Origin of the sequence: Stenotrophomonas sp. HITSZ_GD (assembly GCF_029543105.1) — a bacterium.
GTDB lineage: Bacteria > Pseudomonadota > Gammaproteobacteria > Xanthomonadales > Xanthomonadaceae > Stenotrophomonas_A.
This window is the reverse complement of sequence record NZ_JARQXB010000006.1, coordinates 150,182-165,229: the sequence shown is the minus strand read 5'-3', so window position 1 is coordinate 165,229 and position 15,048 is coordinate 150,182. Positions and strand designations below refer to the sequence as shown.

Below are 15,048 nucleotides of genomic sequence, written 5' to 3'. Positions count from 1 at the left end.
CGCTTAGGCCACGAAGATGTCCTGGCGCTCGCCGCCCGCTGGCGGCAGCACGGCGTCCGCGTGGCCGAACATCTGCTTCCACGCCGCATACACCGCGCCGGCGAACACCGGCATCAGCACGCCCATCATCAGCAGCTGCGCCAGGTACAGCGCGAACGTGCCGAGCACCAGCGAGGCGACCATCGCCACCAGCGCGACGACGAAATAGATCGCCACCAGCGCGATGAAGGTCAGCACGAAGAACACCAGCAGCGCCGGCAAGTTGCGCACGCCCGCGCGCAGGCTCTCGCGCAGCGCATGCACGCCGGTGGCGTGGTCGAACATCACCTGTGGCGGCATCACGAACAGCGCCAGGCTCAGCGCGGCGAAGGTGACGATGCCCGCCAGCAGCCACAGCAGGATGCGCCCGGCCGGCAAGCTGGCCACCAGCGCCTGCACCTGCGCCGGATCCGGCTGCACGCCGGATTGCGCGGCGGCCTGGTTGATGCGTTCCAGCTCGCCCATCACCTGGGCCAGCTGCTGCCAGCCCGCCGGGCCGATCAGCGCAACCAGCAGCAGGGCCAGCACCACCACCGCCAGCGCCTGCGGCAGCAGCGACACCAGCAGGTGCGGCGCGCGGCCGTCCTGCAGGCCATGCAGCAGGTGCGACGGGCGCGCCACGCGGCCCTCGTCCACCTCGCGCACCGCCCACAGCATGCCGCCCATGAACACCGGGCCGGCCAGCAGCATCAGGAACTGCACGGCCAGGCCGAAGGCGGGCAACACCATCGCCAGCCACGCGCCCACCACGGCGATCAGGCCCCAGGTCATGCCGAGGGTACCCAACGCCAGCGGCGCGCGGCGCAGCAGCGCGAAGCCGGTCAACAACCATTCCGCGCCGGCCGAGGCCGGCAGCTTGCGAATTTCGCTCATTCCCATCCCGCATCGGTACGCGCCGGCCAAACCCGGCGCAGCGTGATTATCGCGCGTTTTCCGCCCGCTGGCCGTGGCCGCGCACAGGCAACGTCCGGGCGTGCTGGACGAATCTTCGCAGCAGGCGGCGGGCCAGCGGCGCGGCGCTCACTTCCCGGGCCACCGTGCGGGCGCAGCGGCCATGGCGTTGCAGGCAGTCGGCACGGGCGTGCACGTAGCCCCTGATGTGATGGGTGGCGAATTCCGGGTGGAACTGTACGCCCCAGGCATGCTCGCCCCAGCGGAACGCATGGCAGGCATCCTGCGGGGAGCGCGCCAGGACCGTCGCCCCGTCGGGCGCACGCAGCACCGTCTGCAGGTGGGTCGCGTGGGCGGGGAAGCGCGCCGGCAGGCCCGCGAACAGCGGGTCCTCGAAGGCCGGCGGGTGCAGCTCCAGCTCGATCGTCCCCGATTCGCGCCCGGCCGGGTTGTAGTCCACCTGCCCGCCGAGCGCGTGGGCCAGCAACTGGTGGCCGTAGCAGATGCCGAACACCGGCAGCCCGTCGTGGGCGGCGGCGCGCAGCCAGTCGGCGGTGCGTTCGCTCCAGTCGGCGCGGTCGGTGACGAAGGCGGCCGAGCCGGACACGATCGTGCCGGCGAAACCGGCGGGCGAGGGCGGGGCCTGCCCCGCCTCCACGTTCACCACCACCGTCTCGGCTTCCGCCAGCCCGGCCGCCACGCGTATCCAGTGCGGAAAGCGCCCGTAGCGCTTCATCGCCGGCACGGGCTGGCCGGTTTCCAGGATCAGGAACGGCGGATGCGGCTTCATTCCTTCGGCGGCAGGACGGACAGGACTTCCTCGATTGTAGTCAGCCCCAGCGCGACTTTCTCCAGCCCCGCGCGGCGCAGCGTGCGTAGGCCCTCGCCGCTGGCGGCGCGGCTGAACCCGGCCAGGTCCATGTCCGCGCGGATCAGCGTGCGCAGGCGCGGGGTGACCGGCAGCAGTTCGTACAGGCCGACGCGCCCGAGGAAGCCGGTGCGGCGGCATTCCAGGCAGCCGACCGGCACGTGGGTCTGCACAGTGTCCGGCAGCGCCTCGCCGGGCTCGCGGATCGCCGCCCAATCCTCGTCGGAGAGCGCCTGGGGGCGCTTGCAGTGCGGGCACAGGGTGCGCACCAGGCGCTGGGCCAGCACGCCGTTGAGGGTCGAGGCCACCAGGTAGTGCGGCACGCCGAGGTCCAGCAGGCGGGTGATCGCCGAAGGCGCGTCGTTGGTGTGCAGGGTGGAAAGCACCAGGTGGCCGGTCAGCGAGGCCTGCACCGCCATCTGCGCGGTTTCCAGGTCGCGGATCTCGCCGATCATGATGATGTCCGGATCCTGGCGCAGCAGGGTGCGCACGCCGGCGGCGAAATCCAGGTCGATGTTCTGCTGGACCTGCATCTGGTTGAACTCCGGCGAGATCATCTCGATCGGGTCCTCCACGCTGCACACGTTCACGTCCGGCGTGGCCAGGCGCTTGAGCGTGGAATACAGCGTGGTGGTCTTGCCCGAGCCGGTGGGGCCGGTGACCAGCACGATGCCGTGCGGGCGCTCCACCAGCGCATTCCAGCCGGCGGCTTCCTCCGGGCTGAAGCCGAGCTGGTCGATGCTCTTGAACGCCGCGTCCGGGTCGAAGATGCGCATCACGCACTTCTCGCCGAAGGCGGTCGGCATCGTGGACAGGCGCATTTCCACTTCGCGCCCGCCCGGCGAACGGGTCTTGATGCGGCCATCCTGCGGGCGGCGGCGCTCGGCCAGGTCCATGCGGCCCAGCACCTTGATGCGGCTCACCACCGCGGTCATCACCGCCGGCGGCACCTCGAAGACCTTGTGCAGCACGCCGTCGATGCGGAAGCGCATGCGCCCCATGTCGCGGCGCGGCTCCAGATGGATGTCCGAGGCGCGCTGCTCGTAGGCGTACTGCAGCAGCCAGTCGACGATATGCACGATGTGCTGGTCGTCGGCGTTGACATCGCCCGTGCGGCCCAGCTCCACCAGCTGCTCGAAGCTCGGCAGGCCGACATTGCTGTCGGCGCTGCGCACATCGCCGTGCGCGCCGCGCACCGAGCGCGTCACGCCGAAGAACTCCATCGTGTAGCGGTGCAGGTCCAGCGGGTTGGAGAGCACCACATCGATGCGGCGGCGGGTGAGGTGCTGCACGTCGGCCAGCCAGTCCAGCGCCAGCGGCTCGCTGGTGGCGATCAGCACGCGCTCGGCGTCGATGGCCAGCGGCAGGATGCGATGGCGCCGCGCATAAGCGTGGGAGACCACGCCGGTCACCGAGGCCACGTCCACGCGGGTGGGGTCGATGCGCAGGTAGCGCATGCCCACGCGGGTGGCCAGCCATTCGGTCAGCCTTTCCAGGCCCAGCTCGCCGGCCGGCGGCTGGCCGGCATGCAGCTTGAGGTTGGATAGCAGCACCAGCGGGTGCACCTCGCTGGCGTTGCGGGCGCCGCCGGCGGAGAACTGGATGCGCTCGCGGTCGTTCGGCGCGACCATGCCGTCGGCGAGCAGCGCGGTGGCCACCCGCTCGAACACCAGCCGTCCGCGCGGCAGGGCCGCCGTGGCCAGGTCCATCGTCGTCTCGGCGGGTTGCCGCTGTTCCATGAGCCGTTCCCCGCTGCGGAAAGCCCCGCAGGTCGGCCGCTATACTAGCGCACCCCTTCGCACGGCCCCTGCCGCATGTCACAGCGCGTACCGATCACCTTCCAGGGCCTGATCCAGACCCTCAACCAGTACTGGGCCGAACAGGGCTGCGTGCTGATCCAGCCGCTGGACCTGGAAGTCGGCGCCGGTACCTTCCACCCGGCGACCTTCCTGCGCGCGCTGGGCCCGGAAACCTGGAACGCGGCCTACGTGCAGCCTTCGCGGCGCCCCACCGACGGCCGCTACGGCGAGAACCCCAACCGCCTGCAGCGCTACTACCAGTACCAGGTGGCGATGAAGCCGAACCCGGACAACCTGCAGGAGCTCTACCTGGGCTCGCTGAAGGCCCTGGGCATCGACCCGCTCGTGCACGACCTGCGCTTTGTCGAGGACAACTGGGAATCGCCGACGCTCGGCGCCTGGGGCCTGGGCTGGGAAGTGTGGCTCAACGGCATGGAGGTGACCCAGTTCACCTACTTCCAGCAGGCCGGCGGCCTGGAGTGCAAGCCGGTGCTGGGCGAGATCACCTACGGCCTGGAGCGGCTCTGCATGTACCTGCAGAACTGCGACAACGTCTACGACCTGGTCTGGACCTACGGCCCGGACGGCGCGCCAGTCACCTATGGCGAGGTCTACCACCAGAACGAGGTGGAGCAGAGCGCCTACAACTTCGAGCATGCCGACGTGGCCGAGCTGTTCCACCGCTTCGATGCCTGCGAGCGCGAAGCGCAGAAGCTGGTGGAAGTCGGCCTGCCGCTGCCGGCCTACGAGCAGGTCACCAAGGCCAGCCATGCCTTCAACCTGCTCGACGCGCGCCGCGCCATCAGCGTGACCGAGCGCCAGCGCTACATCCTGCGCGTGCGCGCGCTGGCCCAGGCGGTGGCCCAGGCCTACTACGCCCAGCGCGAAAAGCTCGGCTTCCCCGGTGCCAAGCGCGGAGCCGCCGCCGGATGATCCTCATCGGCATGTTCGATTCGCCGTTCGTGCGCCGCGTCGCCGTGGCGCTGGACCGGCTCGGCCTGTCGTTCGAACACCGCGACTGGTCGGTGGGCCGGGATTTCGATCGCATCCGCGAATACAGCCCGCTCGGCCGTGTGCCGGTGCTGGTGCTGGACGATGGCGAGGTGCTGACCGAATCGGCGGTGATCCTCGACTGGCTCGATGGCCAGGCCGGCGCGCAGGCGCTGCTGCCCGCGCACGGTGCCGAACGCCGCCAGGCCTTGCGTCTGGTCGGCTACGCCAACGGCGCGGTGGAGAAGGCGCTGCAGCAGGTGATGGAGCGCGTGTTCCGCCCGGAGGAAAAACGCCATGCCCCGTGGGTCGGCCGTTGCCGCACGCAGATGGAAGGCGCGCTGCAGGTGCTCGACCGGGCCTGCGCGGACGCGGCCGGACGCGAGTGGCTGGTGGGCGAGCATTTCGGCCTGGCCGACCTCACCCTGGCCTGCTTCTGCACCTACCTGCGCGACGCGCTGCCCTACGACCTGGACCGCTTCCCCGCCTTGGCCGCCCGCGTGGCGCGCTACGAGGCCTTGCCGGTCCTGCGCAAGTATTACGTGCCGTTCGATGCGCCGACCGGCGCGACGGCCTGAACAAGGATTGATCCGATGAGCCAGCTGTCCCCCCTGCTGATCGAACTGGGTACCGAGGAACTGCCGGTCAAGGCGTTGCCGGGCCTGGCCCAGGCCTTCTTCGACGGCGTGCTTGCCGGTCTGGAAAAGCGCGGCATCGAAGTCGAACGTGGCGATGCGCGCCCGCTGTCCACGCCGCGCCGCCTGGCCGTGCTGCTGCCGGGCGTGGCCACCGAACAGCCCGAGCAGCGCTCCGAAGTGCTCGGCCCGTACCTCAACATCGGGTTGGACGCCGAAGGCAAGCCGACCAAGGCGCTGGAAGGTTTCGCCGCCAAGGCCGGCGTGGCGTGGGACGCGCTGGAGCGCACCACCGACAACAAGGGCGAGCGCTTCGTGCACCGCGCCGTGAAGCCGGGCGCGCGCACCGCCGAGCTGCTGCCGGAGATCCTCGCCGAGGCCATCGCCGCCATGCCCATCCCCAAGCCGATGCGCTGGGGCGACCACGACTACGCCTTCGCCCGCCCGGTGCACTGGCTGGTGCTGCTGTTCGGCAAGGAAGTGGTGCCGGCCCAGCTGTTCGGCCTGGCATCGGACCGCATGAGCCGCGGCCACCGCTTCATGCACGACAAGCAGGTCTGGCTGAGCACGCCGGGCGATTACGTCGACTCGCTGCGCGCGGCCAACGTGATGGTCGATCCGCTCGAGCGCCGCCAGCGCATCGTGGCCGAGGTCAATGCCGCCGCCGCCAAGGCCGGCGGCGTGGCGCGCATCACCGACGACAACCTGGCCCAGGTCGTGGACCTGGTCGAATGGCCCTCGGCGGTGCTGTGCGGTTTCGAGCGCGAATTCCTCGCCGTGCCGCAGGAAGCGCTGGTCGAGACGATGGAGATCAACCAGAAGTTCTTCCCCGTGCTGGACGACGGCGGCAAGCTCACCGAGAAGTTCATCGGCATCGCCAACATCGAATCGCGCGATGTGGCCGAGGTGGCCAAGGGCTACGAGCGCGTCATCCGCCCGCGCTTCGCCGACGCCAAGTTCTTCTTCGACGAGGACCTCAAGCAGGGCATGGTGTCGATGGGCGAGGGCCTGAAGACGGTGACTTACCAGGCGCGCCTGGGCAGCGTGGCCGACAAGGTGCAGCGCGTGGCCGCGCTGGCCCGCGCGATCGCCGCGCAGGTGGGCGCCGATCCGGTGCTGGCCGCGCGCGCCGCCGAACTGTGCAAGAACGACCTGCAGTCGCGCATGGTCAACGAGTTCCCCGAGCTGCAGGGCATTGCCGGGCGTCATTACGCGGTGGCCGGCGGCGAGGGCCCGGAGGTCGCGCTGGCGATCGACGAGGCTTACCAGCCGCGCTTTGCCGGCGACGACATCGCGCTTTCGCCGCTGGGCAAGGTGCTGGCGATCGCCGAGCGCGCCGATACCCTGGCCGGTGGCTTCGCCGCCGGGCTCAAGCCGACGGGCAACAAGGACCCCTTCGCCCTGCGCCGCAACGCGCTGGGCCTGGCGCGCACGGTCATCGAAAGCGGCCTGGACCTGGACGTGAAGGCGCTGCTGCGCAGTGCCGCGCAGGCGGCCGTGGACGCACTGGCCGCGCATCCGGCCGCCAAGGCACCGCCCGCACCGGAAGCCGGCGCGCTGGCCGCGGATATCTTCGCCTTCCTGCTCGACCGCCTGCGCGGCTACTACGCCGACAAGGGCGTGCCGGCCACCCAGTTCAACGCCGTCGCCGCCCTGTTCGATGGCGAGGTCGCGCCGCCGCCGGGCCACGCGGCCGAGCGCGGCTCGCTGTACGACTTCGACCGCCGCATCGATGCCATCGGCACGTTCGCCGTGCTGCCGGAGGCGGAGGCGCTGGCCGCCGCCAACAAGCGCATCCGCAACATCCTGCGCAAGGCCGAAGGCGCCATTCCGGCGATGGTCGATCCGGCGCTGTTGCGCGAACCGGCCGAGGAAGCGCTCGCCGAAGCGGTGGAAGGCGCGATGGGCGACACCGACGCGGCGCTGCACCGCCACGACTACGTGGCCGTGCTCGCGCGCCTGGCGCTGCTGCGCCCGCAGGTCGATGCGTTCTTCGACGGCGTGATGGTCAACGCCGAAGACCCGGCCCTGCGCGGCAATCGCCTTGCCCTGCTGCAACGCTTGAGCGAGCGCCTGGGCAGCGTGGCGGCGATCGAGCACCTGTCGGCGTGATTCCCGCGCCGGTGTCGGCTGCTGCCGGCACCGGTGGTGGTCAGGCGATTCCCCTGGGGTCTTAACGGGTCCTTGTTGTCCTCCCGGTATATCCTCGACCCATGCGTCTGACTCCCGCGGCCCTGCTCCTGTCCTTCCTGCTTTGGGCCCTCGCCGGCGCCGCGCACGCGCGCGGCACCATCGACAGCGTCAGCATCCAGGGCCTGGACAAGGGCGACGATGCCGAGATGATCGAGAACATCGAAGTCTCGCTGTCGCTCTACCAGACCATCGGCAAGGTGCAGGGCGAATCGCGGCTGGAGTACCTGCTCAACCAGGCGCAGGACCAGACGCGCACCGCGCTGGAGCCCTTCGGCTATTACAGCCCCACCATCACCGTCGACGCGCCGCGCGAGGGCGACAAGATCAACGTCGTCATCCACGTCGACAAGGGCAAGCCGGTGCGCGTGCGCCAGTCGCACATCGTGCTGACCGGCTGGGCCGAGGAAGACCAATACCTGCAGCGCGACGTCGCCGATTTCCAGCCGGCGGTGGGCCAGGTGTTCAGCCATCCGCAGTACGAGGCGAGCAAGGTGCGCATCACCCGCCGCCTGGCCGAGCGCGGCTATTTCGATGCCGACTTCACCCAGCGCCGCGTGGAAGTCACGCGCGCCGACTACGCCGCCGACATCGACCTGGCCTGGGATAGCGGCCGTCGCTACGACATGGGGCCGGTGCGCTTCCAGTACGACTACTTCAAGCCGGGGCTGTTCGATCCGCTGGTGTACTGGGAAGAAGGCAGCTACTACCACGAAGGCAAGCTCGACCGCCTGCGCGAGTCGCTCAACAAGCTGGGCTACTTCGGCACCATCGATATCCAGCCCAAGCCGGAGGAGGCCGATGCCGATGGCCGCGTGCCGATCGACGTGCGCCTGGAGCGCGCCAAGCGCACCGTCTACACCGCCGGCTTGAGCTACGGCAGCGAAAGCGGCCCGGGTGTGCGCGGCGGCCTCGAACGGCGCTACATCAACTCGCGTGGCCACAAGATGGATACGCAGCTGGACTTCGCGCAGAAGCGCAAGAGCCTGACCACCGCCTACCGCATTCCCGCCTTCGCCTGGCTGGATGGCTGGTACTCGTTCACCGCCGGCTACTACGACGAGCAGACCGACTACATCGACCTGCGCAACGTCAAGCTCAGCGCCAGCCGCAGCGGCGAGATCAACGACCACTGGACCGCGATCGCCTCGATCAACGCGCTGCGCGAGCGCTGGCGGTACAGCACCAACGACCAGCCCGATCCGTTCTACCAGTACGCCACCTTCGTCTACCCGCAGCTGGAAGCGGTGTATTCGGGCGTGGACAACCGCACCTTCCCGCGCCGAGGCATCGCCGGGCGCGCGTTCCTGCGCGGCGGCGTGGAGGGCGTGGGGTCCGATACCAGCTTCGCGCAGGCCTACGCGCAGGTGTTCTGGTTCCATGGCTTCGGCTCGAACGACCGCCTGATCCTGCGCGGCGAAGGCGGTACCACGTGGACGGCCGACCTGGTCTCGATGCCGCCGAGCCTGCGCTTCTTCGCCGGCGGCGATAACAGCATCCGCGGCTATGCATTCCGCGAGGTCGGCCCGCGTACGCCGCCGCCGGACAAGTACGCCCTGGGCGCCAAGCACGTGCTCACCGGCAGCGTCGAGTACGAGCGCTACCTCAACAACAGCCCGTGGGGCGCGGCGGTGTTCGTCGATACCGGCAGCGCCTTCGACAACACGCCGGATTTCCATACCGGCGTCGGCGTGGGCTTGCGCTGGAAATCACCGATCGGCCCGGTGCGCGTGGATGTCGCCCACGGCCTGGATGACCCGGATTCGCAGTTCCAGCTCTACATCAACATCGGAGCCAACCTGTGAGTGCGCCCGTGCCGCCGCCGCGTCCCCGCTTCTATCGCCGCCGGCGCTTCTGGATCGGTTCCGGGCTCGGCGTGCTCGGGCTGGTGCTCATCGCCCTGCTGGCGGTGTACTGGCTACTGCAGACCGTCGCGGGCCGCGACGTGCTGCTGGCGCAGGTGGTGGCGCGGCTGCCCGCAGGGGCCACCTTCACCTGGAAGGAAGCCGACGGCCCATTGGCCGGCCCGCTGACACTGCGCGGCGTGGACTTCCACTACCAGGACTATCGCTTTTCCGCCGACCGCGTGTATTTCGAGGCCGACATCCGTCCGCTGCTCGGCCGCAAGCTGCTGCTGGACAAGTTGCAGATCAGCGGCGCGACGTTGAACCTGGCCAAGAGCGATGAACCGTTCGAGCTGCCGAGCTGGCCCGGCTCGCTGCCGCAGATCGAGATGCCGCTGGCGATCCAGGCCGACATCATCGAGGTCAACGACCTGCGCGTCACCCAGCTGGGCGAGCCGTTGATCGACCTGCACCGCATCCGCGGCGGCCTGGAGATGGCCAATGGCGAGCTGCGCACGCGGCAGCTCCAAGTGGATAGCGACCGCGGCAACTTCGGCCTCAACGGCGACTACGTGCCGCGCCAGGACTACAAGACCAACCTCACCGCCACCGCCATCCTGCCCGCGCCGCGCGGCCGCACGCCGGCCAGCCTGGGGCTGGTGGCGCGCGGCGACCTGTCGAACATGGAAGTGGCCATCGCCGGGCGCGCGCCCAAGCCGCTGCACGCGCAGCTGGTGTTCACCGGCAAGGAAGACCCGCGCTGGCGCCTGCGGGCCGACGCCGACGAACTGGATACCGCACTGCTGATGGGCGCGGCCGGCGCCGGCGATGCCGCGCCCGCTGCCCCGCTGAGCCTGTCGCTGGAGGCCTCCGGCAAGGGCGGCAATGCGCAGCTGCAGGGGCGGGTGAAGCAGGGCGACCAGGAGATCGTGCTGCAGCCGTCCAATGTCGCGCTGAAGGACCAGGTCATCACCGTGGCGCCGCTGGAGGTGGACGCCTTCGGCGGGCGCATCCGCCTGCGTGGCACCGCCGATTTCAACGACACGCAGAACGCCCGCTTCCGCCTCGCGGCCTATGCAAGCGACCTGCGCTTCGTGCCGCCGCCCGACCCCGCCACGCCGGATGCGCAGCAGGTACCGGTGGAACTGCGCGAGGCCCGCCTGGGCCTGGCCGGCACGATGAAGCAGTGGGCCGTGTATGGCCGCGCGGACATCGCGCGCGAACAACAGCGCGCCGAATTGCACATCGATGCGCGCGGCGACGACCAGCGCGCGCACCTGAAGGAGGTCCGCGCGATCACGCCGGGCGGCCAGCTGGACCTCACCGGCGAGGTGGGCTGGCAGCCGCAGTTGTCGTGGGACGTGGCGGCCGAGTTGTCGCAGTTCGACCCGGGTTATTTCGCGCCGGGCTGGAACGGGCGCCTGTCCGGCCGCGTGGCCTCGCAGGGGCGGCAGTTGCCGCCGGCGGCCAACGGCGCGCCGGGCGATTACCAGGCCACCGCCGAGATCGCCGCGCTGCGCGGCCAGTTGCGCCAGCGCAGCATCGACGCGCGCGGCCGCTTCGCGCTGGAAGGCAAGCAGGGCGAAGCGCAACTCGCGCTGTCGATCGGCAACAGCCGGATCAACGCGAAGGGCAAGGTCGGCGACCGGCTCGATATCGACGCCCAGCTGCAACCGCTGCAGCTGGACGACCTGCTGCCCGGTGCCGCCGGCACCCTGCGGGGCAGCGTGCAGCTGCGCGGCCGTCGTGACGCACCGGACATCACCGCCGACCTCGCCGGCCACGCGGTGCGCTGGAACGACTACAGCGCCGACAGCCTCTCGCTGCGCGGCCGCCTGCCGTGGCGCGGCAACGACGGCACGTTGACCTTGCAGGGCGCGGCGATCAACGCCGGCATGGTGCTCGACAGCGTGCAGGTGCAGGCGCAGGGCGCGGTGGAGAACCTGCGGCTGCAGGCCGACGTGCGCAACACGATGGCCCAGCTCGCGCTGCAGGGCGAGGTGCGCCGCAACGGCGCGCGCTGGCAGGGCCAGCTGGGCACGCTGCGCATCGTGCCCAGCAAGGGCAATACCTGGGCATTGCGCCAGCCGGCGCAGTTCAGCCTTGCCGGGCCCGCCTTCACCGTCAGCGATGCCTGCCTGGCCGCCGTCGGCGCAAGCGGCGCGTTGTGCGTCAACGCCAATTGGCCGCGCGAGGGCGTCACGGTGCACAGCGAGGCCCTGCCGCTCTCCCTCATCCAGCCGTGGCTGCCGCCCAACGAAGGGCGCCAGGTCCACCTGCGCGGCGAGCTCACTGTGGATGGCAGCTTCCGTCCGCGCGGCAATGCCTGGGAAGGCGCGTTCAAGGTGACATCGGCCGAGGGCGGCATCCGCCTGGGCGACAACACGCGCGGCGAGGTGGTTCGCTACGACCACTTCAGCCTCACCGGTGACTTCAACCCGCAGAAGATCCAGGGTTACCTCGGCGTCGGCTTCGCGGGCAACGGCTTCGTGGATGCGCGCTTCAATACCGGCTGGGACAGCTACGCGCCGCTCAATGGCGAGCTGTACCTCAACATGTCGCGGCTGAGCTGGCTGCAGCTGTTCGTCGCCGACCTGGTCAACCCGAAGGGCAACGTGGAGGGCCATGTCAGCCTGCGCGGCACGCGCGCGCAGCCGCAGCTCGGCGGCGAGGCCGTGCTGAAGGATTTCACGGGCGAGTATCCGTCGATGGGCCTGACGTTGGCCGATGGGCAGGGCCGCTTCACCGCCCAGCCCGACGGCTCGGCCCGCATCGTGGCCAACGTCCGCTCGGGCGAGGGCACGCTCAATGTCGATGGCGACCTGTCCTGGTACGGCGAGCGCACGCCGTTGAAGCTCAACATCCGCGGCGACCGCGTACTGCTCTACAACACGCCCGAGCTGCGCGTGGTGGCCAACCCGGACATGCAGTTCGGCATCGTCGACAAGACCATGCAACTGCGCGGGCAGGTGACCGTGCCGGAGGCCGATATCGACCTGGAGCGCCTGGAGCGCGGCACCTCGGTGTCCGAGGACGTGGTGGTGCTGGACCCGGTGAACCCGGAACAGACGCCGTCCTCGCCGCTGGACATGGACCTGGCGGTGATCCTGGGCGACAACGTCAAGATGGCCGGCTTCGGCCTGAAGGGTGCCTTGACCGGGCGCATGCAGGTGCGTGCCCGCCCTGGCCGCGAGATGACCGCCAACGGCGGGCTGGACGTGAGCGGCCGCTACAAGGCCTATGGCCAGGACCTGACCATCACCCGCGGCCAGCTGACCTGGAACAACAACATCGTCTCCGACCCGCGCATCAACATCCGCGCGGAGCGTCGCATCGGCGATGTCACCGCGGGCATCGACGTGAGCGGGCGCGCCGAATCCCCGCGTGCGGACGTATGGTCCAACCCGTCGATGTCGCAATCGGAGGCGCTGTCCTATCTCGTGCTGGGCCGCGGGTTGTCCAGCGCCAGCGGCAGCGAGGCGCAGCAGGTGACTGCGGCGTCTGCGGCGTTGTCGGCCGGCAGCGGGCTGATCGCCTCGCAGCTGGGCGCCAAGCTCGGGCTGGACGAGGCCGGCGTGAGCCAGTCCGGCAGCCTGGGTTCGGTGGTGGGCTTCGGCAAGTACCTCTCGCCGCGCTTCTACGTGGGCTACGGCGTGGCGCTGGTCGGCGGCAGTTCGGTGATCACGCTGAAATACCTGCTGACGCGTGGCTTCGACGTGGAAGTGGAATCGAGCACGATCGAGACCAAGGGGTCGATCAACTGGCGCAAGGAAAAGTAAACCGGCGGCGCGTCGATACGCATACGTTACGCGCCGCCGCCGGGACTGGCATGGCGGCTTTACGCCCGCCCTCCCTATCGTGACCTCTCCGCACTCCGGTGCGCCCAAGTCACCTGTATGTCAGTCCTGATCCTGCAAGGCCCCAGCGATCGCGCCGGCGGAGAAGTGCCGCTGCCGGCCCCGTGCGCCGGCCATCCCACCCAACTGATCCGCTGCGCGAACATCGGCGGCCTGATCGCGGGCCTGCGCGCCGCACGGCGGGTCGATACCGCGCTGGTCCTACTCGATTCCGGCCACATCAGCGCCGCCGAAGACCGCGCGCAATGGCCCGCCCTGCGCGCCGCGCTGGACGATCTCGCCGTGCCTTACATCGAAGTGCACGACGACCCCGCCGACGAACTACAGCCGTGGCTGCAGCCGCACCACCTGCCCATCGCCACGATCATTGCTGCCGGCGACCGCGGCCGTGCCTACGCGCTTTCTTCGGCCATTGCCGCGCGCCGCCTCCACGGCGCCGTGCCTCACTGAGGCCGCTGCCATGTCGATCATGATCGTGCGCGGCCCGGAAGAGGCCTCGCGACTGATGCGCGGCCCGGCGCCGCTGCCGCGCGAACTGCTTCATCAACTGGTGGCACGCGCCGCCGATGTCGGCAAGACCGTGGCGCTGCGCGCCTGCGGCTCGGAGCAGGAGCTGCTCGATGCGCTGCGCGTCGCCCAGCAGGCCCGCATCGAAGTGGCCGTCATCGACCCGGGCGCGTGCGCGGGGAACCCGCGCCTGCACCGGGTGCTGGCTGCGCTGGACTATCCCTATGTCGAGGCCCACGACGACGGCAGCGAGCGCCCCGAACCCCCGCTGCCCGACGGCCTGGGACAGCGCATCGCCAGCGTCCACGGCTACCGCGCGCAGAGTTACACGCTCGCGCTGTCCATCGCGTTGGAGCACCTGGGCTGCGAGTCCGCCCCGCGCGATATCCATGTGGGAACCTGAGCCATGCGCCTGCACTATTTCGCCGACTACGAAGGCTACGAGGGCGGCCGGCCGATCCTGTGGGGGCAGGTGACGCACAGCATCGACGCCGAGACGGAGGAGCGGCTGGATCCGGCCGAGGTCGTCTCGGCCCTGCGCCAGCGCGCCGCCGAGGCGCACGACATCGAGCCGCGCCAGGTGCGGCTGTGCCAGGTGGCGCGGCTGTAGTGCGCTCTGCTAGCGTGCCTGCCACCAGGGAAAAAGGGGAGGACACGATGCGCAGGCAGCTGTTCGTGGCATTGATGCTGTGGAGTGGAATTGCGCTGGCCGGTACGCCGTTGCCCGATGGGCCGCACGTGGCGGTGGAGGGCAGCGCGACGCAGGAGGTTGCGCCCGATAGCGTCAAGGTGACGCTGCTGTTCGCCCACCGCACTGGCACCTCGCTCGCCGCCAAACAGGCGGTGGACGAGGCGGTAAACCGGTACCTGGACGCGCTGAAGCAATTCGCCATCGCAGGCCGTGACATCGAGGCGGCCGACATGCGCGTGGAGCGGGTGGACGATGACGATGACGAAGTGCGGCTGCGCGCGTCGCGCGCGCCGCTCTTCGAAGCGGAACGCAAGGTCACGGTGGTGCTGGACGAGATCGCGCGGCTCGATGCCCTGTTGGATGCTGGGCTGCGGGCCGGCGCCACCCAAGTGGACAATGTCGACTTCCAGCTTCGCGACCCGGCGCCGATTCGCCGCGAGGTGAAGCGCAAGGCCGTCGCCGACGCCCATGATCGCGCCAACGACATCGCGCAGGCGGCGGGCGCCAGCCTGGGGCAGGTCTACAGCATCAATTCGGTGCGTTCTTCCCAGTTCGATCGCTTTGGGTACCAGGAACTGGACAGCGTCCAGGTGACCGGAGCGAAGCTACGGCCCGCCCAGTACCTGAGTCCGCACATCACGATCAGCGAAACGGTGTCGCTGGTGTATGAGTTGCGCCGTTGAGCGCACCCCCTGATTGCCCCCGGACGGGCGGGCCGCTAAGGTCACGGCCTGCCT

At 70.0% G+C, this 15,048-nt stretch carries 11 protein-coding genes and 1 pseudogene; 9 read left to right on the top strand and 3 right to left on the bottom strand.

The window, feature by feature from the left end; genetic code table 11:
* Window positions 1-3: 3 nt before the first annotated feature.
* The 3 genes and pseudogenes from P6166_RS08530 to P6166_RS08520 all read right to left on the bottom strand — a co-directional run.
* On the bottom strand, window positions 4-912 hold the full coding sequence (locus P6166_RS08530; RefSeq protein WP_130319833.1) for a BPSS1780 family membrane protein: 909 nt from the start codon (window positions 910-912) through the stop codon (window positions 4-6).
* A 46-nt stretch (window positions 913-958) separates the two neighbouring features.
* Entirely contained in the window at window positions 959-1,720 is a 762-nt protein-coding gene (locus tag P6166_RS08525) for a glutamine amidotransferase (RefSeq protein ID WP_277764041.1), read from the bottom strand.
* Window positions 1,720-3,537 (bottom strand): annotated as a pseudogene (locus P6166_RS08520) (GspE/PulE family protein); the annotation flags it as partial. The pseudogene P6166_RS08520 and the gene P6166_RS08525, both read right to left, overlap by 1 nt.
* Before the next feature lie 75 nt (window positions 3,538-3,612).
* On the opposite strand from P6166_RS08520, the gene glyQ reads away from it, so the two are divergent.
* From glyQ to P6166_RS08475, 9 genes are all read left to right on the top strand, one after another.
* On the top strand, window positions 3,613-4,530 hold the full coding sequence (gene glyQ / locus P6166_RS08515; RefSeq protein ID WP_057645604.1) for a glycine--tRNA ligase subunit alpha: 918 nt from the start codon (window positions 3,613-3,615) through the stop codon (window positions 4,528-4,530).
* The gene (locus P6166_RS08510) at window positions 4,527-5,165 is read left to right on the top strand and encodes a glutathione S-transferase family protein (RefSeq protein ID WP_277764040.1); all 639 of its coding nucleotides are present in this window, start codon (window positions 4,527-4,529) and stop codon (window positions 5,163-5,165) included. Before glyQ ends, P6166_RS08510 begins: the two co-directional genes overlap by 4 nt.
* 15 nt (window positions 5,166-5,180) lie before the next feature.
* Window positions 5,181-7,334, top strand: a complete 2,154-nt coding sequence (glyS, locus tag P6166_RS08505; RefSeq protein ID WP_277764039.1) for a glycine--tRNA ligase subunit beta — start codon at window positions 5,181-5,183, stop codon at window positions 7,332-7,334.
* A gap of 101 nt (window positions 7,335-7,435) precedes the next feature.
* The gene (locus tag P6166_RS08500) at window positions 7,436-9,217 is read left to right on the top strand and encodes an autotransporter assembly complex family protein (RefSeq protein WP_277764038.1); all 1,782 of its coding nucleotides are present in this window, start codon (window positions 7,436-7,438) and stop codon (window positions 9,215-9,217) included.
* Window positions 9,214-13,035 (top strand): translocation/assembly module TamB domain-containing protein, encoded by a 3,822-nt coding sequence (locus P6166_RS08495; protein WP_277764037.1) that lies wholly within the window; start codon window positions 9,214-9,216, stop codon window positions 13,033-13,035. Before P6166_RS08500 ends, P6166_RS08495 begins: the two co-directional genes overlap by 4 nt.
* A gap of 117 nt (window positions 13,036-13,152) precedes the next feature.
* On the top strand, window positions 13,153-13,563 hold the full coding sequence (locus tag P6166_RS08490) for a hypothetical protein (protein ID WP_277764036.1): 411 nt from the start codon (window positions 13,153-13,155) through the stop codon (window positions 13,561-13,563).
* 10 nt (window positions 13,564-13,573) lie between these two features.
* Entirely contained in the window at window positions 13,574-14,023 is a 450-nt protein-coding gene (locus tag P6166_RS08485) for a 3-dehydroquinate dehydratase (RefSeq protein WP_277764035.1), read from the top strand.
* A gap of 3 nt (window positions 14,024-14,026) precedes the next feature.
* Entirely contained in the window at window positions 14,027-14,230 is a 204-nt protein-coding gene (locus tag P6166_RS08480; protein ID WP_277764034.1) for a hypothetical protein, read from the top strand.
* 47 nt (window positions 14,231-14,277) lie between these two features.
* Window positions 14,278-14,994 carry an SIMPL domain-containing protein gene (locus P6166_RS08475; protein WP_277764033.1) on the top strand — a complete coding sequence of 239 codons (717 nt, stop codon included), beginning with the start codon at window positions 14,278-14,280 and terminating at the stop codon, window positions 14,992-14,994.
* The last annotated feature ends 54 nt before the right edge of the window (window positions 14,995-15,048 follow it).

What these genes read in the sequence shown, in the direction of transcription:
- P6166_RS08485 (WP_277764035.1), top strand. Translation starts at nt 13,574, where the DNA reads ATGTCGATCATGATCGTGCGCGGCCCGGAAGAGGCCTCGCGACTGATG.
- P6166_RS08500 (WP_277764038.1), top strand. Translation starts at nt 7,436, where the DNA reads ATGCGTCTGACTCCCGCGGCCCTGCTCCTGTCCTTCCTGCTTTGGGCC.
- P6166_RS08475 (WP_277764033.1), top strand. Translation starts at nt 14,278, where the DNA reads ATGCGCAGGCAGCTGTTCGTGGCATTGATGCTGTGGAGTGGAATTGCG.
- P6166_RS08510 (WP_277764040.1), top strand. Translation starts at nt 4,527, where the DNA reads ATGATCCTCATCGGCATGTTCGATTCGCCGTTCGTGCGCCGCGTCGCC.
- glyQ (WP_057645604.1), top strand. Translation starts at nt 3,613, where the DNA reads ATGTCACAGCGCGTACCGATCACCTTCCAGGGCCTGATCCAGACCCTC.
- glyS (WP_277764039.1), top strand. Translation starts at nt 5,181, where the DNA reads ATGAGCCAGCTGTCCCCCCTGCTGATCGAACTGGGTACCGAGGAACTG.
- P6166_RS08530 (WP_130319833.1), bottom strand. Translation starts at nt 912, where the DNA reads ATGAGCGAAATTCGCAAGCTGCCGGCCTCGGCCGGCGCGGAATGGTTG.
- P6166_RS08490 (WP_277764036.1), top strand. Translation starts at nt 13,153, where the DNA reads ATGTCAGTCCTGATCCTGCAAGGCCCCAGCGATCGCGCCGGCGGAGAA.
- P6166_RS08525 (WP_277764041.1), bottom strand. Translation starts at nt 1,720, where the DNA reads ATGAAGCCGCATCCGCCGTTCCTGATCCTGGAAACCGGCCAGCCCGTG.
- P6166_RS08480 (WP_277764034.1), top strand. Translation starts at nt 14,027, where the DNA reads ATGCGCCTGCACTATTTCGCCGACTACGAAGGCTACGAGGGCGGCCGG.